Source organism: Spirosoma luteolum, assembly GCF_054778875.1.
In genome coordinates, this window is record NZ_BAAGZE010000020.1 from 147,053 (window position 1) to 164,744 (window position 17,692).

Below are 17,692 nucleotides of genomic sequence, written 5' to 3' on the forward strand. Positions count from 1 at the left end.
AGATGCCTCCGGCAACGACCGCAAGGGCTCAGGGTCGGGGTATCACTGTTTTTGTGCAAAACTAAATGGCTAAAACACAGCAGGAGGGGGCGAAACTGACCGAAAAAGGGGGGTAAACTGACCACAGGGGCTCAATACACTGCCTGAGTGTTCGTTTCAGTGCTGAACGGGATGCTATGACAGAATGGGCAAAAACTGGTATTTTTATAGGTTGGGCGGAGCTGGCCGGTAGCTCCCCTGCCTGGCGGGCTCTGCTTTGGTACGTTTATCCGGCGCGTTACAGGTGCCGACGTTATACACGCATGAATGGACTTATCCGACTAATACTGGGGTGGGTATGGCTGTTGCTGAGTGGGTCGCTGGCCCGGGCTCAGCAAGACCCGGCGCAGCTCCGCTTCGACCACATTACGGTCAACGACGGGCTGTCGCACAGCGACGCCATGGCCGTTACGCAGGATGCGCAGGGGTTTATCTGGGTGGGTACCAACAACGGTATCGACCGCTACGATGGCTACCGCATCAAGCCGTATCTGCTGCCCATCGACAATGTCGACGGGCTTTCCAATAACCGCGTCCGGGCGGTGCACGTCAGCCGGACGGGCGCCCTCTGGGTGGGTACCGAAGGGGGCGGGGTGAGCCTGTACCGCCCCGATCAGGACCGCTTTGTGCGGCCCGGCCCGGCGCTGCTCTCCGCCCCCGACCGGGCCACCTACCAGCTGCTGACCCGCTCCGAAATTACCAGCCTCAACACCGACCGTCGGGGCGGATTGTGGGTGGGTACGCGCGGCCAGGGATTGTTTCGGCTTTCCATCCAGCCCGACGGGCAGCTGGCGGGCGTGGTGCCGGTGCAGCTGGCCGGCGTATCGACCCGACAGGTCGAGATTACGGAACTGATCAGCGACTCGCTGGGAACGGTATGGGTGGCTACCCTCGATCAGGGCCTGTTTCGGGTGCCGGCTGCCGAGCAGCGGCCCGTGGCCACGCCCGCCCTGCGTCTGGCATCGTATCAGGTGCTGACCCTGGCCCTCGACAGGCAGGGCGGACTCTGGATCGGTACCGACAACGATGTGTTGTGGGCACCCGGCGCCGAGCTGGCCCACCGCCAGATCAGGCAGACCTACCGCGTGCCGCACACTTTTCGCAGCATCGGCTGCCTGTACCGCGATTCGTTTGGCCGGCTCTGGGTCGGCACCGATTTCGGGCTGTCGGTGGTGCCGCTGCAGACCACCGACGGGCAGCCCCCCCGCCTGACGGGGCGGGTAACCACCTTTCAGCCGCACGACGATGATCCGCGGGGGCTCAATTCGGGGCGCATTCACGCCATTCTGGAAGACCGGTCGCAGGTGTTGTGGCTGGCCGTATCGGCCGACGGGCTCAACAAGGTAGATCTGCGGCAGAAGCCGTTTGGTCACCTGCACCGACAGCCCAGTCAACAGCCCACCCTGCCCAACAATTACGTCAATGCCATCTACCGGGAAGAAAAGCGGGGGCTGCTCTGGCTGGCCACCCGCAACGGCTTTTCCCGCTACGACCTGACCCGTAAAACCTACCACAACTACCTGAGCAATGCGGGGGGCGGCAACGTAACGGGCATCGATGTGTCGTGTATTCTGCAGGCGTCCGACAGCACGCTCTGGTTCGGCACCCGCTACGACGGCCTTTACGCGCTGCGCCGGAAGCCGGGGGGCGAGCAGCTGACGGCCTACTCGCTCCACAGCGGCCCCTTCCGCCACCTGGAAAGCATGACCGAAGACCGGTTCGGCACCATCTGGCTGGCCACCTTCTACAATGGCCTGGTGCGCATCGACCACCGGGGCCGGGTGCTGGCCAACTATACGCCCGCCACCAGTCGTCTGCCCAGCAGTCGGTTTACGTTTCTGCTCTACGACAAAGCCACCGATATACTTTGGGCCAGTACGCGCGATGCCGGCGTGCTGAAGTTTCGGGTGCGCCCCGACGGGCTCGACCTGCTGAAGCAGTATGCCCACGACGCCCGCGACCCCAACAGCCTGCGGGTCAACTACGTCTGGCCGCTGCTCAAAGACCGGAGCGGTATTCTCTGGGTGGGTACCATTGGCGGAGGCCTGCATCAGATCGTGCCGGGGCCGGGCGGTACCGACCTGGTGCGTGCCTGCACCGGCTGGCTGGCCGACAGCGATGTGGAGAGCCTGCTCGAAGACCAGCAGGGCTATATCTGGTGTGGCGGGTCGGGCCTGCTCAAAATAAACCCCCGCACCCACCAGGTGCTGCGCTACGACGTGGGCGACGGGGTCCAGAGCAATTCCTTCAAGATCGGTGCAGCCTGGCGGGCGGCCGACGGAATGCTGTATTTCGGCGGGGTCAACGGCGTTACGTACTTCCTGCCCCGGCAGATTCAGCCCAACCCCTACCCGCCTGTGATGCGGCTCACGGGCTTATCGCTGGCCAACAAGCCCGTTGCCGTTGGCGAAACGGTGGGTGGCCGGGTACTCATCCCCGAAGCCCTCGACAAACCGCAGGTGATCGAGATCCGCAACAGCGAAAACGATTTTTCCATCTCGTTTGTGGGGCTCAACTTCGCCAACCCCCGAAAACACCGCTATGCCTACCGGCTGGTGGGCTACAACGATGGCTGGATCGAACCGTCAGACGGGCAGCGGCTGGCCAGTTTTGCCAACCTGCCGGCCGGCGATTACACGTTTATGGTGCGCAGTGAAAACGGCGAAGGGCGCTGGTCGGTGCAGCCCGCTACCCTGCGCCTTCGCATTCTGCCGCCCTGGTGGCGCAGTGGCTGGGCCTACCTGCTCTATGCGCTGCTGGCGGGCGTGGCTATCTGGCTGGCCCGACGGATGCTGCTGCACGAGCAGCGCCTGAAAAACAAAGCCGCCTTCGAGCATTTTCAGTACGAAAAGGAAAAAGAGCTGACCGACCTGAAACTGCGCTTCTTCACCAGTGTGTCGCACGAACTGCGCACGCCCCTGACCCTCATTCTGGGACCGATGGAAGAACTGGCGGGCTCGGCCACGCAGTTCGACACCCTCAAAGACAAGATTCTGCTCGTGCACCAGCAAACCCGGCGGCTGCTGTCGCTGGTCAACCAGCTGCTCGATTTCCGGCGGGTCGAGTCGATGGCTATTCCGCTGCGGGTAACCCGGCAGGATGTACTGGCGTTTCTGACCGAACTCTTTCTGATGTTTCGGCTCAAGGCCGAAGAACTGCAGATTCAGTTCAGCCTCGTGGTCGATCCGGCGGGCGCGGCCGGACCCGATGCACCGATTCCGCTGTTTTTCGACCGCAGCAAGCTGGAGGTTGTGGTGATCAACCTGCTCGCCAACGCCCTTAAATATACCCCGGCCGGCCGGAGCGTCAGCCTGCGCATTGGGACCGTGGGGCATCCCGACCGCCCCGCCGTTCGTCAGGCCGAGCAGCTCATCGATAATTACCTGACCATTCGGGTATGCGACGAGGGGAAAGGCATGAGCCCCGATGAGCTGGATCGTATTTTCGATCTTTACTACCAGGCGTCGCAGGCCGAAACCATCCGGCTGACGGGCTCGGGCATTGGCCTGTCGCTGGTGAAGCAGTTTGTTGAGCGGCAGGGCGGCACCATTGCCGTGACCAGTGAACCGGGTCGGGGTACGACCTTTACCGTCTGCCTGCCGTTTGGGTCGGCCCATCTGCTGCCCGCCGATCTGGCCCCCGACCCCGATCCGGCCGACGTGCCCGACCCCGACCCGATCCCGGCCGTTGCGCCCCCGCCGGTGCCGGCGCTGCTGCCCACGCAGCGGCTGCTCATTGTGGAAGACAACGACGAGGTTAGGCGCTACCTGGTCAGTTTGTTTGCCGACTCGTTCGACGTGTTCTCGGCTACCGACGGCCTGACCGGCTGGACACAGGTACAGCAGCAGCTGCCCGATCTGGTCATCAGCGATGTGATGATGCCCCACCGCGACGGACTCGATTTGTGCCGGCTCATCAGGCAGCACCCCCAAACCGGGCATATTCCGGTAATCCTGCTGACGGCCCGCGTGGCCGCTGCCCACGAACTGGAAGGGCTCGAAACCGGTGCCGACGATTACGTGGGCAAACCCTTCAATCCCAGCCTGCTGGTGGCCCGGGTGAATATGCTGCTGGGCAACCGGCTAAAACTGCGGCAGTACTACCAGCAGAACCTGCTGCTGCAGCCCGCCGACATCGTCATTCCCGATGCCGACCGGCTGTTTCTGGAAAAAGCCATGGCGCTGGTGGAAGCCAACCTGACCGAACCCGATTTTTCGGCGCAGTGGCTCGTCCGGGAAATGGGTATGAGCCGGTCGGTGTTTTTCCGGCGGCTGAAAAGCACCACGGGGCAGTCGGTGATCGAATTTATCAATGACATCCGGATGAAACGGGCCGCTCAGCTACTGCGCACGGGGCGACTGCGGATAACGGAAGTGTGCGAACTGGTTGGGCTCGAAGACCCCCGGCATTTCCGTAAGGCGTTTCAGCAGCGCTACGGAATGTCGCCTTCGGAGTATAGCCGCCAGCCCCAGCCCGACCCAACCGACGCTACGCCGGCCTGACCGGCAGCACAACGGTACAAGCGGCCCATGCTGGCGCCAGTCTGTGCGTTTTGTCGACAGATCCGGGCGAAACGACGACCATCTGGTAGCCGGCAGGCATTGGATATGATAAACTTATAGTATAATTGCTCGTTTGTAAGTTTATTGTATATTATATGCGTGCTATCACTACCGATACTGACAGGGTATTTATCCGGCGGGCCGCCGTGCGTCAGCGCCTGCGTATCCCCTTTTTTTCGTCGCTTGTGCGGGCGGGTTTTCCTTCGCCGGCCGAAAACTACATCGAACGGGTCTGTGACCTGAACGATCTCTGTATCACCAATGCCGAGGCCACGTACTTCGTGCGCGTAACCGGCGACAGCATGACCGGCGACCGCATCGAGCCCGGCGATATCCTGATCGTCGACAGTTCCCGGCAGGCTATCGACGGAAAAATCTGCGTGGTATGGGTCAACGGCGAGTACACCGTAAAGCGCGTTCATTATCCGGGCGGGGCGGCCACCAGTCCGCTTATCGTGCTGATGCCGTCGAACCCGGCCTACACGCCCATTTATGTGCACGAAGGCGATGATTTCCGACTGTTCGGTGTCGTTACGTTTGTTATTCAGAAACCACGCTGATGCTTGCTCTGGTCGATTGCAACAACTTTTACGTATCCTGCGAGCGGGCGTTCAATCCGGCGCTGATTGGCCAGCCCGTGGGCGTACTGTCGAACAACGATGGCTGCCTGATTGCCCGCAGCAACGAGCTGAAAGCGATGGGCATTGCCATGGGAACGCCGTTTTTTCAACTGCGTGAGCAGGTCGAGGCCCGGGCCATCCAGCTGTTCAGCAGCAATTACACCCTCTACGGCGATATGTCGGGGCGGGTGATGGCTACGCTGGGCCGGTTTGCCGAACAGGTCGAAGTCTACAGCATCGACGAAGCGTTTCTGGACCTGACAGGCTACGCGTCGGTTTACCCCGATCTGGGTGAGCTGGCGCAGCGCATACGGCAAACGGTCGATCAGTGGACGCGGATTCCGGTATCGGTCGGCATTGCGCCCACCAAAACGCTCTGCAAGGTGGCCAACTACCACGCCAAGCGGCAGCAGCCGGCCACCGGCATATACCTGCTCAACACCCCCGATCGGATTGCCGAAGCCCTGGCTGATTTTCCGATAAAGGAACTGTGGGGCGTGGGCTGGCGGTACGCGGGTTTTCTGAAACGGAGTCACATCCATACTGCGGCCCAGTTTGCGGCCCTGCCCGACGACTGGATTCGGCAGCACCTGACGGTCAACGGGCTGCGGCTGGCCTACGAGCTGCGGGGGATGCCCTGCCGGCTGCTCGAACCCGACGCCCCGGCGAAGCGGGCCATTGGCGTGGCACCCAGCTTCGGGCGGGGCGTCAGCGATCGCGACACCATCAGCCAGGCCCTGCTGACCCATCTGAGCCGGGCGGCCGAAAAATTACGTCGGCAGCAGTCGGCCGCCAGCGCCGTAACGGTGTTTCTGCACACCAACCGCTACCAGCGCACCCCCGGCAACGGGCTGCCGGCCCGGCAGTATTACAACAGCCAAACCGCCGAACTGCCGCATCCCAGCAGCAGCACGGCCGAGCTGGCCGGCTATGCGCAGGCCCTGCTGGAAACCATTTTCCGGTTTGGCTACGCGTATCAGAAAGTAGGGGTGCTGCTCACGGGCCTGGTACCCGACAATCACGTGCAGACGGCCCTTTTCGGGCGCGGCCCCGACCCGCGTCTGCGAGCGCTGTCGGGCGTGGTAGACCGGCTCAACCAGCGGCACGGGCGCGACCGGGTGCGGCTGGCCGGTGCCGGCTATGACCTGAGCTGGCAGCACAAACGGCAGTGGATGTCGCCGGCTTATACCACCCGCTGGTCGGATATTCTGCCCGTGCGCTGAGCACAACCAGACTCCGCTACGCCCAGTGCGTTGCTGCCGGCGCTGCCTGGTCCGGGAAGCGTGCGGGTGTGGTTTGTCGTGCTCCGGCGTTAAGGAAGCACCTGCACCAGTACCCGCTGATACCGCGTCAGCCGGGGCGTTCCGGTATCGGTCACGGCCAGCATGATGTGCATGGTGCCGGTTCGGCCCGCCCTGGGCACCGTGAACCAGGCGTTGGCTTTATTGGCGTCGGTAATCGTCAGGGGGGTGCCGCTACGGCCGGTCGAGAGGGCCAGCTGGCTCGGTTCATCGTAGTAAAACCAGCTGTAGGTCAGCGAATCGCCGTCGGGGTCGGTCGAGCCTGCCGCGCTCAGGTTCACGCGGTCGCCCGCTTTAGCCGTCAGCTGCCGGCTGTGGGTCAGTTTCGGAACGGGCGGGTGATTGGCTTCTTTGTAGGGCCTGATGGTCCAGTCCATGCGGGCCGAAAAATCATTCTGGTAGGCCTCCCGCCACCGCCAGATGGTTTCCTGATTGCCGGTATGCCAGCTACTGTCGAGGCCAAATACTTCATCCTGCGCGTTGGTCCACAGGGGGCGGGTTTCGGGTTGCGCAAACCATTTTTCCGTTCGGGGCAGGTACCGTTCGTAACGCCCACCCCAGCTACCCCAGTCGGGATGTTCGGGGTCGCCCAGCCCGTTGTCGATGAGGTACATAAAGCTGGGCGAATCGCCTTCCATCAGGTATTTTGCCTGCGGATACTGGGCTCCCAGCGCGCCCTTGCTGCGTATGTGTGTATCGAGCCAGGGATTATCGACGATGGAGAAATCTCCCCCCGCAAACCGGCCGTGAAACCGGTCGCCACTGATGCCGGTCCAGGTAGCGTGGTGATAACCGCCGTACTGGTGGAAACCGGGACTGGCAATAAAGAACAAATCCGGAAAAGTGGCTCTGATCCAGGGGCCACTGTCGTCCTGATCGGAGATGGTGTACACCCGCAGTTTGGCCACAAATTTCGTTAGTTCGGCCGGGGAGCGCGTTTCGCGAATTGTCCAGAGGGCCTGGGCCAGGCAGTTCGCCCCGCCCCAGACGGTTACCCAGACGGGGCGGGCATCGGTACGATCGACCGCCCGGATAATGAGGTCAGACCCCGGTGAGTCCATTCCCTTCCCCACGGCGTTCATGCCGTAGACGTTGCGGCCTTCTTTAATGATGGACAACAAATACGCTTTTGTCGGATACCCCGGCTCGTGCAAGGCCAGGTTGTCGCGCACCGAGCCGTAGGCCTCTACAATCTCACGGATGCGCCAGGCCGCCACCTGATCTTTCTGGTGAACCGACGTTGTTGCCACCAGCCCCTCTACGTCCCACTGGTTGCTGTAGGTCAGAAAGCGCACCATCGACATAGCGTCGTCCGGTTCGTTTTCGATATCGGTCAGGACAATAACCCGCGCCTTCGAATTGGCCGACTGGGCTGCTGCGGGGGGCGTCGGCCTGAGCCATGAGGTAAGCAGTGACAGCAGGAGGAGACAAACGTTTTTCATGCGATACGGGCGCAGCGTGGTTGTTGAACGGGTTTGAAGGCCAGGCAGCCGGTCGTCGCTGCCGCGACCGGACCTGTGAACCAGGGGAGCCTGGCAGAAGCCACGACCTGCCTTCGGTAGCCGTCGATCCGGCAGCCCGGTCGCCCGGCCGTTAGTCCGACAGGGCGAAATCAACCGCTGCTTTGGCATGGATGGCAATGGTATCGAAAATTGGAATACTACAGTCGGTTGGTTTGAGCAGTATGGACAATTCAGCGCTGCCAAAAACGACGCCTTCTGCTCCGCAACGTTTCAGCTGGTCAATAATGTCGATATACCTGCTCCGGGTATCGTCATTAAAAATGCCTTTTGTCAGCTCATTGAAAATAGACTCGTGGATGTAATCCTTATCGGCTTCGTCGGGCACAAGTACGCTGAGGCCCGCCTGTTCGAGACGATTCCTGAAAAAAGGGCTTTCCATCGTAAACTTCGTGCCCAGAAGCGCCACTGTAGTCAGCTTCTGACCGACAATTTCCCGGGCTGTTTCCTCCGCACTGTGCAGTAGGGGAATGGTTAGTTTCTGTCGGACCGCATCCGCAACGAGGTGAACGGTGTTGGCGCACATGACAATGCAGGCCGCGCCCGCATCCTGAAGCTGCAGGGCAATGTCCGACAGGATTTTTTCGACGGCGTTCCAGTCGCCCTGCTCCTGCAGTAACCTGAATGCCTCAAAATCGACCGAGAAAAGCAGGAGTCTCGATGATTGGGCGTTGCCAAGCCGCTGATTGGTGAGTTGGTTGAGTGTCGTGTAGTAGACGGAGGTAGCATGCCAGCTAAGCCCACCAATCAGTCCCAGGGTCTTCATACGTTGAGTCTCGTTGTGGCGTTAAATCCTGTCTGGTCGAATCGCACAATTGCCCGCAAGAACCCATGGGAGGGCCTATTCGGTTGCTGAACCCCGACGGCCTGCGCCTTTTCGATTCCGTTGGGGTGCCTGTTCCCATTTGGCAAGGTACGACGGTTACGGGCAGCGTAAGGCATCCTTTTAAATTGCCTGGTTGGTTTTGCACGCGCCGGTAACAGACGCCTGCCGGGCCGTCGTAAGGGGCTAACCAACTGGCCGACGACGGGCTGTAGCAGGCACGCGCTCAGTCAGAAAACTTGCCTATAGTCCAGCCGCAAAAAGGCTTTACCGTTGCCAATACCGGTTTTCCAGCCGCAGTACTGCCGGGAACGTTACAGAACCAGCCATACGCGCTGCCAGCTGATAACACGGCCTGGTAGTCAGCTTCTGGCACAGGAATTTTCAATCGGCCACTGCATGCCGATGCCGGTTGTCCGGCGTAGCGGCCTATGTTGATGTAAACAAAGCGGTTTCCCGGAGTTCCTTGCATAAACGGCCCCGTAAGTGAGTACGCAGACTCTTTGTCCTGCTTCAGCTGCGCAACAAAACGAAAGGTCAGGTCTTGCTGATTGCCGATTTGCGGCTGCACAATCTCGTAATGAGCGCCTTTGCCTTTCTGTAGTCCATACATAAGGCCGTCAACAGGGTTTTGCAGCAAGATTTGGAAAGTAATTTCGTCAAACATAGATCATGATCGCGTAGTGAAGGCTGCCAATGGGCCACCCAAAAAAACCGGCGCTGTCGGGGTAGTAGCGGCTGACCGATGTTCAGACCGGCAAACGAACACTCATTGGGCCGTATGTTCCGGACAATCAAGCCGGAGCAGGTCTGCTTCCAGCGGTATTCTCAACAACCCACAGTAATGCATCTGGTCAGCATACCGGTAGTGGATACAGGTTTTGCACATGCGCTGAACCGTGATCAGACCCTGTTGGTGGAGGGTACCGATAAGCGTGAATAAACTTTCGTACAGCAGCGATTTTTTCGGTCCATCCAGCCGACCGACCAGCTGGCGCAGTACGTTGGCGAAATCGCCTGTCTGCTCAGCGATCTGCCGGCCCGCCGGGGTCAATCGTAAACTGTGGCTGCGGCTGTCGGCCGGATCGTCGACACGATCGACAAGCTGCTTCTGAACCAGTATTTTAACGGCATCGCTAATGGTCGGTTTGGTCACGTTGAACTCACCCGCCAGGTAGCCGATTTTGCATTTGGACAGATCATGATAGGCCAGAAACAGCAGCACCTGAATCTGAATCGGGCTCAGCCCGGTATCGCGGCTCTGCTGCCAGAGCAGCACCCGAAACACTTCGCCAATCCGTTCAAAACCGGCCACAATTTTAGCGTCTACCGAGCTGTTCTGTAGATCAACGTTAAATACCGAGTCACTCATTTACCGATCACAGGTTTCACAATAAGGCGCGTAGCCCTCGTAGTTGGGCGAAAACTGCCCGTCGACACTGACCACCCATGTCAGGGGGATCTGCTCCCCCGTCGACAGGATGACTATCGGCTCACCGGCGGCTTCCGTAAAACCGGCCAGGAGCGCGTTGCAGGTAATCAGCTCGTGAAGTTCGGTGAAATATTGAACTTTTACGTACGTACGCCCACTCACCAGGCGCTTCAGGTACGTCTGATAGGCTGGTAAGGGGCTCATGATACACGCCAGTACTGGTTAGCAGCTGCGATGGTCGCAAATTCGGTAGCCACTGTCTGGCCGATGGCAATCAGCATCATCGGGTCGTTGGCGTACACCTCCCGGAGTGCAAGGCGTTTCTGATCATCGGGCTGAGTGGCCTTGATGATAAGCCGGGCCATTTTGATCGCCAACTGACGTCCTTCCTCGGGTGAAGCCGTCAGCAGGCTATTGGCAGGCACTAAGTTGATTGTGTCCATACTGATACCTATAGTCTGGTGTTGATAATTGGGTTTGGCCGGTTGCCGCCCGGCCGACCTTCAGTTGGGCGGCAGCCGGCCGGGGGACTTATTTTTTTACCGTGTAGGGCAGGCTCAGCGTACCCGACAAGACGGTGTACACCGCGTACACCCCCAGCATGGGTTTTCCCGCCGATGCTTCATGGCTGGTATGATCGGTTCCCATACTCATTTCCATATAGCAGCTCACCGCGTCATAGTTGAAATCCGTCCGGTTATTGACCCGATAGAGGGGAACCCCCATACGGATCGTTTTGCCCCGTGTCACCACGTTGTAGCCCGGCGAATCAAAGTACATTGGCACACCCGGGGCCGTTTTGGGCAGCCTGACGGCTTTATCTTCCGGCTTGAACGCTTTCACGCTCAGCCCGCCCGGAACCCGGCTGTCTTTGGTCAGCACAACCCAGTGCGGGTGCCAGACAACGCCATCGTTGTCAAAAATGCCATCGTTGTTCTCATCCCAGAGCGGGGTGTCGTCCATATCCGGGTGTGAGGTAAGCCCCATGGCCACGATGCCTTCGGTGCTGGAGAAACCTACATCGTCCGGTTTAAGCGTCGTCGGGAATACATAAGCCAGCACGGGGGCTCCATCCATACGGCCAACGCCCTTTGGAACCGTACGGCCGGCCATACCGTCGACCTGCATCTCAAAAATAAGCATGTCCAGCGCGCTGTTGTGGGTAATGCTGGCAGCCCGGATGGTAAAATCGGCGTTGTTGTAAGCCGCAGCTGGTTTATACGACTGAGCAACCGCGACCGAGGTGGTCAGGGCAACTGCCAATAATGTTGTATTCAGTGACTTGTACATGGTTTGAGTAGACTGGTGAAAAGACAGAAACATGGTTTATTGGGCTGGTTGGCAAACGGCACGAGTCTGCCCGTTTGGCTAGCAGCCCTGCATTTCGATAATATGAAAACCCTGATGGGCAATGCTGGCCTGGATGTCGTCGGAGGCCTGTTCGATGTGGCAGTACCGGCATTCTCTGGCGGTAAGCGGCTGGCTGGCCTGGCCTTTGGTCGCCAGATACGTTTTGCCATACTGATGGATGGTCGCCGGGTCGGTCAGGGTTGACGGCACCAGGATATCAAAGTGCATGACGGCCCCGTCTGTGCGGGTCACGTAGGTATCATAAACGGAAACTTGCATGATTGAAAAAAGGAAACGGGTTATTGATTAGTCAGATACACAAACGGGTGGCTCCGCAGCAAAGCGCTCACCATAAGCGCTTTGAGCCAGACAGCATACATCCGGCATACCAGGTCAGTGGGATAGCCTCTGGCGGCCAGGACGCCATAAAGGGAAGGTTTCAACGGCACGATGAACGCCAGCATCTCGTGCAGCCGGATCAGGGGTTCGGCGTGCTCATCTGCTGCCTGATTCATGCTGGCTACGGGCCGACGCCGGGTACGCGCCAGCTGATAAGCCAGCCAGGGCTGATCGGGCGGATGGGTGTGTGTATCGAGCAGCCACTGGCTCAGCAGCTTCCGCACGGCGGCCCGATGCTGCGGTTGATCCGCGCAGCCCGGCCACTGTGGTCGGCTGCCGGTAAAGGCTTCCCAGGCGGTCAGAATAGTCTCCGTCTGCCCGGCCAGCGCTTTCCCGGCCAACCGGAGCAGGTGCTCATCGTCTTCATCAAACGGGCTGTTCGGTTGCCGCAACGTCCGGCTGTCATCCGACAGGAACGACGCCAGTGGCTTTGCCCTCAGCGTACCTTCCCCGTTAATTCGGTGTTTGTCCATGTTGGTAGAGGATTGAATACAGGGCAAATATAGTTAGGATTCCTAACCAAAAAGAAAAATAGGGTATATTTGTTATGCCGAACCATCGCAGCCGCAGGGCAACCTCACGAACCCAATTCGACAGCCTCATCAGTCGGTCGGTTCGGGGTAAATGACGCCAGCTCCCGCCGGCATCGTTTGGTGGTTGTCAGGCGTTGACATTGATAGAAAGGGGGCCAACTTATGATTGCTACAACCTTGCTGCAACAGTATGGAGCAGTTCAGCTTCACGTTCCGAAAGCCGTGCTGATCTTCAACGAAGGGGAGGAAGCGGTGCATTACTACCAGATTATTTCGGGAGAAGTCAAAATGGTCAACTTCGGCGATGGCAAAGAATTCGTGCAGGGCATCTTTCAGGATGGTCAAAGCTTTGGCGAACCTCCTTTTTTTGCCCGCAAGCCCTATCCTGCCAGTGCCCTGACGACCCGGCCTACTTCACTCTGGCGCTGTAGCCAGCCACAGCTGCGGCAACTTTTACAGGAAAACGTCGAGGTCCACTGGCACGTAACGCAGCTGCTCAGCGAGCGCCTGATCGGCAAAGCCCGGGTACTCGAACAAGTGGCTATTTCACACGCCGGGGATCGGCTGCTTCGGTACATCGACCAGCTAAAGCAGCAGGCCAAACCGGGTGAGCTGTATAAAGTACCGTACACCCGGCAGCAGTTAGCCGATTTACTGGGCCTGCGCGTCGAAACGGTTATCCGAACTGTCAAGCAGCTGGAGCGAAGGGGCGACGTAACCATCCGGAACGGGAAATTATGGCGGTGACCAGCCCGTTGAACGGGGGTGGCGCAATGGTTTTCGACCCACCGAACACCCAACGGCCCCACCCCCGCACCGGCTGATTCAGGCTACGTCGGCTACCAGTGCCTGTTCGGCGCTGAGCGCGAGCGCCTGAGGGCCGAACTCCTCATATCGGATAGCCTCCGGCCCGACGCCCAGGTCGATCAGATCGGCATATTGTTTGCGAAGAAACGGTGCCGGACCGCACAGGTAGTACGTAGCCCCGGGTATGATTACCGATGCTTCGATAACCCGTAGATTCACCCGGCCCGTCAGAATTACCGGATCTGGCAGCGGTGGTTCGGATTGCTGTTCGTAGAAATAAAAACAGCACAGCCTGTCTGTTTGCCGGCGCCAGGTTTCGAGCGTGCTGCGGAAAGCGTGCACAGGCTCATTTCTGGCCCCGTGAACCCAGATAATGGCCTGCGACCCAGACGAGTCGAGCAGGGTTTCTGCCATACTGAGCAGGGGCGTCTGGCCAACTCCTCCACTGATCAGCACGACCGGACCGCGTTGGGGCAGATCGAGGGTAAAGCCCCCGGCCGGAGCAGTAAGCTCAACCAGGTCACCTTCCTGCTTTCTATCATGCAGCTGGTTGCTGATAAGCCCATTGGGCCGGCAATCAAGCCCGCTTTCGCGCTTAACGGTGATACGGTAGTAGGTGCCGTTCGATGCGCTGGATAAGCTATACTGCCGAGGCTGCAACAGGTTCAGCTCGGGCACAAACAGGCGCAGGCTTACGTATTGGCCGGGCAGGTAGGAGGCTACCTGTCCGCCGTCGCTCGGATACAGATAAAACGAGGTTATTTCGGCTGATTCCTGCACTTTCCGACGAATCACAAACGGGCGCCAGCCACTCCAGCCCCCGGCCCTGCGGCCTGTTTGCCGATACAGGCTGCTTTCTATACCCGCCATGAGCGATGCCAGCTGGTCGTAGGCCATTGCCCAGGCGTCGAGCAGGGGCGAATCGGCGGGTAACGCCAGCACCTCGCGAATGGAGGCCAGCAGATGCCGGCCAACCAGCTCGTACTGCTCGGGTCGAATGTTCAGGCTGACATGTTTGTGGCCAATAGCGGTCAGGGCGTCGGCCAGCACCGATGGGTTGTCGATATGCTCCGCATAGGCCAGCACCGCCCCTGCCAGTGCAGCTGCCTGCTTGCTGTTGTGCTGATTGCCCTGATTGAAGACGTGCTTCAGCTCAGGGTTATGGCGAAACATTCGCTCGTAGAAATAAGTGGTCAAAGCGACCCCGCTTGTTTTCAGAATCGGTACCGTTGCCTGGATAGCCTCTTTCTGTGCTTGTGTAAGCATAGGTGTAATCTTTAGTTGATTGGCCGTTCACCGGATCGGTGCTTTGGCCCGCAACTGAGCCGTTGGGTAGTGCCGGGCCGGCACCGGTGAACAGTGCAAAGGTGTACCGGGCGGGGCAGCCCGGTTTATGACCGATGTCATAATGACCCGTTTTTTTCACTGGTCCGACCCCGCCAGAAATCGGTCTTCGCCCGGCTACCCAAATGCATACGGCGCCGAATTGGCCTGCCTGTTTCAGAAAAAGAGAGGATTGATCAATGCGAGTCGGAGCTACCCTGGCTGATTATACCAGGTCTGCCGTACCGCTGCCATCGGCGCAGCAAAGCCGATACGACTCCCTGACAAAGACACGGACCACTAACCCAGCCCGCCGGCATTGCCCAGGGCGGTCTGCACGCGCTGGCGCAGGCTGGCGGCCGTACCGTAGGGCGAGGTAATTAAGTAACTGTGGGCCGATACGGCGCGGGTCAGGCAGCAGAAAGTCGAGCTGCCCCGCTTCGGCCAGGCTGATCTGGGTGGGCAGCTGCCGGGTTTGCAGCACACGGCTCAGCGACCGGGCGATGCCCGCAAGCTGATTCTTGCGAATGGGCTACCTTCTGCTCTCCTTTGTATGCTGCCTGATGTATCGGCTTGCTGCAGGTTTTAGTTTACGTCAGGTCCAGGTAAAATCAACGATCCTTCCGTTCAGCCTCCATTTTTTGGGCTGATGATTGGTTATCCAGTCCAGTGGTTCACCCAGGGGTTGGTGCGACGAAGCCCGGGTAAACGCTTCTTTGACCGCTATCTTTTGCGCTTCGCCCATGGCCGCCGGTTGCGCTGAAATAAAGAGCGGAGAGCCACTTTCGGCCAGCAACTGGAGCCATTGCTTGTTTTTCTCCCAGGCGATATCCGTGGTGATGCCGACGCAATCGCCATCGACCGCGTAAAATTTATTGTGCTGCGGCAGCCGGAAAGCCAGTGTGTTGACACCCATTTTTAACGTCCGTGCCCAGTCTTTGCCACTGGTATCGTCACCGGTGCGGCAGAGTTCGAACAGGCCCGCGCTCAGGTGGCTCATGGTATTGCAACCGATAATCGCTATCCCCTGGCCAGCAGCGTCGCGAATGGACTGGTATAGATTCAGTATGATTTCGGCATTGGTCTTACTCCGGTCACTGAAATTCCAGTTCGGAGACGTTATACTGTCCTTCATGGAAAAGCCCCAGCGTCCCATCATATCATAGGTGGTGAAATCGTGTTTCACCATCTCAAATCCCCACGCTTTGTACACGTCAAAATAGCGCTTTATCCGGTCGATATTCTCGGGTATGGTCGGATCGAGCACCGGCATTTTAGGGTCATTGCGTCCCGGAATTTTTGGCGCCAACAGGTTTGCTTTGTCGTCGTGACGCGCACAAAGGGGCCGCATCCACAAGCCCGGCCGCATGCCCAGTTGCCTGATTGTGTCGCCCATCAACTGCATATTGCCGAACTTCTTATTGGGCTTGCTGTAATCATCGTTCCAGCCACCGTCTCCGGGCAGCAAAGGCGAGTAAGTAGCCCAGCCGGCATCAATAACTGAGTAAGGCCTGTTTTTGACGTTGGTAACCAATTCGGCCATCGAACCCGTCGTTTTCTTTATCAGTTCGAAGTCGTTTTCTCCGTAAGCGAAGTACCAGTCGTTGATGCCGTAGACGGGCTGTCTGGGCAGACGCGGTTTGTCGCACATGAGCCCACAAAACCGATGGTCCGTTTGGAACGGGTTTTCGTCGGGACGGCTACTCATCGTTACCAGATCGGCAGCGTGAAGTGTCCGATCACCGAGTAATACGCCATTGCCACCTGAGTGGGTATCGAGTGTAAGCGCCAGACTACCTTCGCGTAAATGCCACCAGCAGAGGCTACTGGCTCCCGTCTTTACCCCAAAACAGCGAGTCTGTTTATCATCATAGATGAGGACATACCAGGGGTTTATTGCGGTATCGGATTCTTTTTTCCAGGCCAGATCTCCGTAGGAACGTTCAAACTGATCGCCCATAAAACGAGCCGTAGGTTTGAGCGCATAGGTCCATTTTAATCGAATGGCGTCGAGCGGCCGGGCGGGCGACTGTACATAAACGGCTTGAGCCTTACTGTTTGGCTTGATGGTAACAACCAGATCGTCATGGCTGTACGCGGTTCCGCTGGTGGCTGTCAATCTGACCCACTGGCCATCGCGCTGCCCCCACACTTCATCAGGCATCTGAATGGCTTCGGTTTGGGGCGAAACAGCATAAGTTAATCGGCTTGCCAGGGTGGCTACTGATATGGCTGAAGATAGGTGAATGAAATGGCGTCTATTCATGAAAGAAAAATCGTTGCTATGTATCTATTCTGTATCGTTCGTTACCAGTCTAACCTACAAACATTCTAAGTGTCTGGCTCAAGAAACGCAGAATTGTCACTAAAAAGGATGGCTTAGTACAATAGTTTGGCAGAGCGTACGTGCTTGCGCTAGCGTTTTGAACTCGCAAATAGAAGCCTGAGCACGCATGCTCAGGACGTTTCTCTTACCAACCGATATGCTGGATGCTATGCAAAACGGTGCCTGGCAGCCAGATCAAGTGTGTCGACCGAAGTCGCTGAGCACGCATTGCTCAAAGAAACACCAACTGACCACGAGGATTGATGGGTGAAGAAGCAGACTGAAATGGGCGAACGACTCGCTTGCCGTTTGCACCTTTTGTCTGTTGGGCTGCCGTATCAGCCTGTCTGACAGCCGCCTGTCAGCTGTAACAAACATAGGCAGCACGACTTATAAACGTCCAAAACCAACGTAGCCGAGGCTGTCAAAACGTGGCACCTAGATACATGCCAATGTTGGCCGAACTGAAATTACCACTAAATACCCTGCTAAAACTGATACCAGTCAGCAGTTTTTTGTCTGGTTCGTTTGTCCTCTAAAAATCAGGTAGACTGACCCCCCTAACCGGGCAACCATAACAATAAAGCACCATAACGTCTTTAGCTGAAAAAATAGGTGATGTCTGTAGACCTATACCAACGCAAAAACAACTCCGAG

16 protein-coding genes are annotated in these 17,692 nt (G+C 58.4%); 4 read left to right on the plus strand and 12 right to left on the minus strand.

The genetic code is table 11. From position 1 onward, the window contains the following. Positions 1-302 precede the first annotated feature (302 nt). From ACYVAC_RS17900 to ACYVAC_RS17910, 3 genes are all read left to right on the plus strand, one after another. The gene (locus ACYVAC_RS17900) at positions 303-4,541 is read left to right on the plus strand and encodes a hybrid sensor histidine kinase/response regulator transcription factor (RefSeq protein ID WP_461099140.1); all 4,239 of its coding nucleotides are present in this window, start codon (positions 303-305) and stop codon (positions 4,539-4,541) included. 155 nt (positions 4,542-4,696) lie between these two features. Beyond that, positions 4,697-5,161, plus strand: a complete 465-nt coding sequence (umuD, locus tag ACYVAC_RS17905) for a translesion error-prone DNA polymerase V autoproteolytic subunit (RefSeq protein WP_461099141.1) — start codon at positions 4,697-4,699, stop codon at positions 5,159-5,161. Further along, complete coding sequence (locus ACYVAC_RS17910; RefSeq protein ID WP_461099142.1) at positions 5,161-6,444, plus strand: Y-family DNA polymerase; 1,284 nt, start codon at positions 5,161-5,163, stop codon at positions 6,442-6,444. Before umuD ends, ACYVAC_RS17910 begins: the two co-directional genes overlap by 1 nt. 89 nt (positions 6,445-6,533) lie before the next feature. Here the strand turns inward: ACYVAC_RS17910 and ACYVAC_RS17915 are convergent, their stop codons facing one another. The 9 genes from ACYVAC_RS17915 to ACYVAC_RS17955 form a co-directional block, all read right to left on the minus strand. After that, on the minus strand, positions 6,534-7,964 hold the full coding sequence (locus ACYVAC_RS17915) for a DUF1593 domain-containing protein (protein ID WP_461099143.1): 1,431 nt from the start codon (positions 7,962-7,964) through the stop codon (positions 6,534-6,536). 151 nt (positions 7,965-8,115) lie between these two features. Beyond that, positions 8,116-8,808, minus strand: coding sequence for an aspartate/glutamate racemase family protein (locus ACYVAC_RS17920; RefSeq protein WP_461099144.1), 693 nt, complete (start codon positions 8,806-8,808; stop codon positions 8,116-8,118). 283 nt (positions 8,809-9,091) lie between these two features. Continuing rightward, positions 9,092-9,532 (minus strand): DUF5990 family protein, encoded by a 441-nt coding sequence (locus ACYVAC_RS17925; RefSeq protein ID WP_461099145.1) that lies wholly within the window; start codon positions 9,530-9,532, stop codon positions 9,092-9,094. Between the two features lie 102 nt (positions 9,533-9,634). Continuing rightward, positions 9,635-10,237 carry a MarR family winged helix-turn-helix transcriptional regulator gene (locus ACYVAC_RS17930; RefSeq protein WP_461099146.1) on the minus strand — a complete coding sequence of 201 codons (603 nt, stop codon included), beginning with the start codon at positions 10,235-10,237 and terminating at the stop codon, positions 9,635-9,637. Continuing rightward, positions 10,238-10,501, minus strand: coding sequence for a hypothetical protein (locus ACYVAC_RS17935; RefSeq protein ID WP_461099147.1), 264 nt, complete (start codon positions 10,499-10,501; stop codon positions 10,238-10,240). It lies immediately after the preceding gene. Next, a complete protein-coding gene (locus ACYVAC_RS17940; RefSeq protein ID WP_461099148.1) occupies positions 10,498-10,740 on the minus strand; it encodes a hexameric tyrosine-coordinated heme protein in 243 nt (80 codons plus the stop codon). The genes ACYVAC_RS17935 and ACYVAC_RS17940 overlap by 4 nt, the downstream gene beginning before the upstream one ends. A gap of 88 nt (positions 10,741-10,828) precedes the next feature. After that, the gene (locus ACYVAC_RS17945) at positions 10,829-11,587 is read right to left on the minus strand and encodes a hypothetical protein (protein WP_461099149.1); all 759 of its coding nucleotides are present in this window, start codon (positions 11,585-11,587) and stop codon (positions 10,829-10,831) included. A 78-nt stretch (positions 11,588-11,665) separates the two neighbouring features. Further along, the gene (locus ACYVAC_RS17950) at positions 11,666-11,926 is read right to left on the minus strand and encodes a DUF2024 family protein (protein ID WP_461099150.1); all 261 of its coding nucleotides are present in this window, start codon (positions 11,924-11,926) and stop codon (positions 11,666-11,668) included. A gap of 20 nt (positions 11,927-11,946) precedes the next feature. Further along, positions 11,947-12,519 carry a globin family protein gene (locus tag ACYVAC_RS17955; protein WP_461099151.1) on the minus strand — a complete coding sequence of 191 codons (573 nt, stop codon included), beginning with the start codon at positions 12,517-12,519 and terminating at the stop codon, positions 11,947-11,949. A gap of 222 nt (positions 12,520-12,741) precedes the next feature. On the opposite strand from ACYVAC_RS17955, the gene ACYVAC_RS17960 reads away from it, so the two are divergent. Then, a complete protein-coding gene (locus tag ACYVAC_RS17960) occupies positions 12,742-13,326 on the plus strand; it encodes a Crp/Fnr family transcriptional regulator (RefSeq protein ID WP_461099152.1) in 585 nt (194 codons plus the stop codon). Between the two features lie 78 nt (positions 13,327-13,404). On the opposite strand, the gene hmpA is transcribed toward ACYVAC_RS17960, so the two are convergent. The 3 genes from hmpA to ACYVAC_RS17975 form a co-directional block, all read right to left on the minus strand. Next, complete coding sequence (gene hmpA, locus ACYVAC_RS17965) at positions 13,405-14,652, minus strand: NO-inducible flavohemoprotein (RefSeq protein ID WP_461099153.1); 1,248 nt, start codon at positions 14,650-14,652, stop codon at positions 13,405-13,407. Positions 14,653-15,009: 357 nt separating this feature from the next. After that, positions 15,010-15,195: a hypothetical protein gene (locus ACYVAC_RS17970; RefSeq protein WP_461099154.1), complete on the minus strand. Its 186-nt coding sequence runs from the start codon at positions 15,193-15,195 to the stop codon at positions 15,010-15,012. 109 nt (positions 15,196-15,304) lie between these two features. Next, complete coding sequence (locus tag ACYVAC_RS17975; RefSeq protein WP_461099155.1) at positions 15,305-16,975, minus strand: alpha-amylase family protein; 1,671 nt, start codon at positions 16,973-16,975, stop codon at positions 15,305-15,307. Positions 16,976-17,692: the final 717 nt, after the last annotated feature.

Excerpts from the sequence above, each read along its gene's own strand:
- ACYVAC_RS17900 (WP_461099140.1), top strand. The coding sequence starts at position 303 with ATGAATGGACTTATCCGACTAATACTGGGGTGGGTATGGCTGTTGCTG.
- umuD (WP_461099141.1), top strand. The coding sequence starts at position 4,697 with ATGCGTGCTATCACTACCGATACTGACAGGGTATTTATCCGGCGGGCC.
- ACYVAC_RS17910 (WP_461099142.1), top strand. The coding sequence starts at position 5,161 with ATGCTTGCTCTGGTCGATTGCAACAACTTTTACGTATCCTGCGAGCGG.
- ACYVAC_RS17915 (WP_461099143.1), bottom strand. The coding sequence starts at position 7,964 with ATGAAAAACGTTTGTCTCCTCCTGCTGTCACTGCTTACCTCATGGCTC.
- ACYVAC_RS17920 (WP_461099144.1), bottom strand. The coding sequence starts at position 8,808 with ATGAAGACCCTGGGACTGATTGGTGGGCTTAGCTGGCATGCTACCTCC.
- ACYVAC_RS17925 (WP_461099145.1), bottom strand. The coding sequence starts at position 9,532 with ATGTTTGACGAAATTACTTTCCAAATCTTGCTGCAAAACCCTGTTGAC.
- ACYVAC_RS17930 (WP_461099146.1), bottom strand. The coding sequence starts at position 10,237 with ATGAGTGACTCGGTATTTAACGTTGATCTACAGAACAGCTCGGTAGAC.
- ACYVAC_RS17935 (WP_461099147.1), bottom strand. The coding sequence starts at position 10,501 with ATGAGCCCCTTACCAGCCTATCAGACGTACCTGAAGCGCCTGGTGAGT.
- ACYVAC_RS17940 (WP_461099148.1), bottom strand. The coding sequence starts at position 10,740 with ATGGACACAATCAACTTAGTGCCTGCCAATAGCCTGCTGACGGCTTCA.
- ACYVAC_RS17945 (WP_461099149.1), bottom strand. The coding sequence starts at position 11,587 with ATGTACAAGTCACTGAATACAACATTATTGGCAGTTGCCCTGACCACC.
- ACYVAC_RS17950 (WP_461099150.1), bottom strand. The coding sequence starts at position 11,926 with ATGCAAGTTTCCGTTTATGATACCTACGTGACCCGCACAGACGGGGCC.
- ACYVAC_RS17955 (WP_461099151.1), bottom strand. The coding sequence starts at position 12,519 with ATGGACAAACACCGAATTAACGGGGAAGGTACGCTGAGGGCAAAGCCA.
- ACYVAC_RS17960 (WP_461099152.1), top strand. The coding sequence starts at position 12,742 with ATGATTGCTACAACCTTGCTGCAACAGTATGGAGCAGTTCAGCTTCAC.
- hmpA (WP_461099153.1), bottom strand. The coding sequence starts at position 14,652 with ATGCTTACACAAGCACAGAAAGAGGCTATCCAGGCAACGGTACCGATT.
- ACYVAC_RS17975 (WP_461099155.1), bottom strand. The coding sequence starts at position 16,975 with ATGAATAGACGCCATTTCATTCACCTATCTTCAGCCATATCAGTAGCC.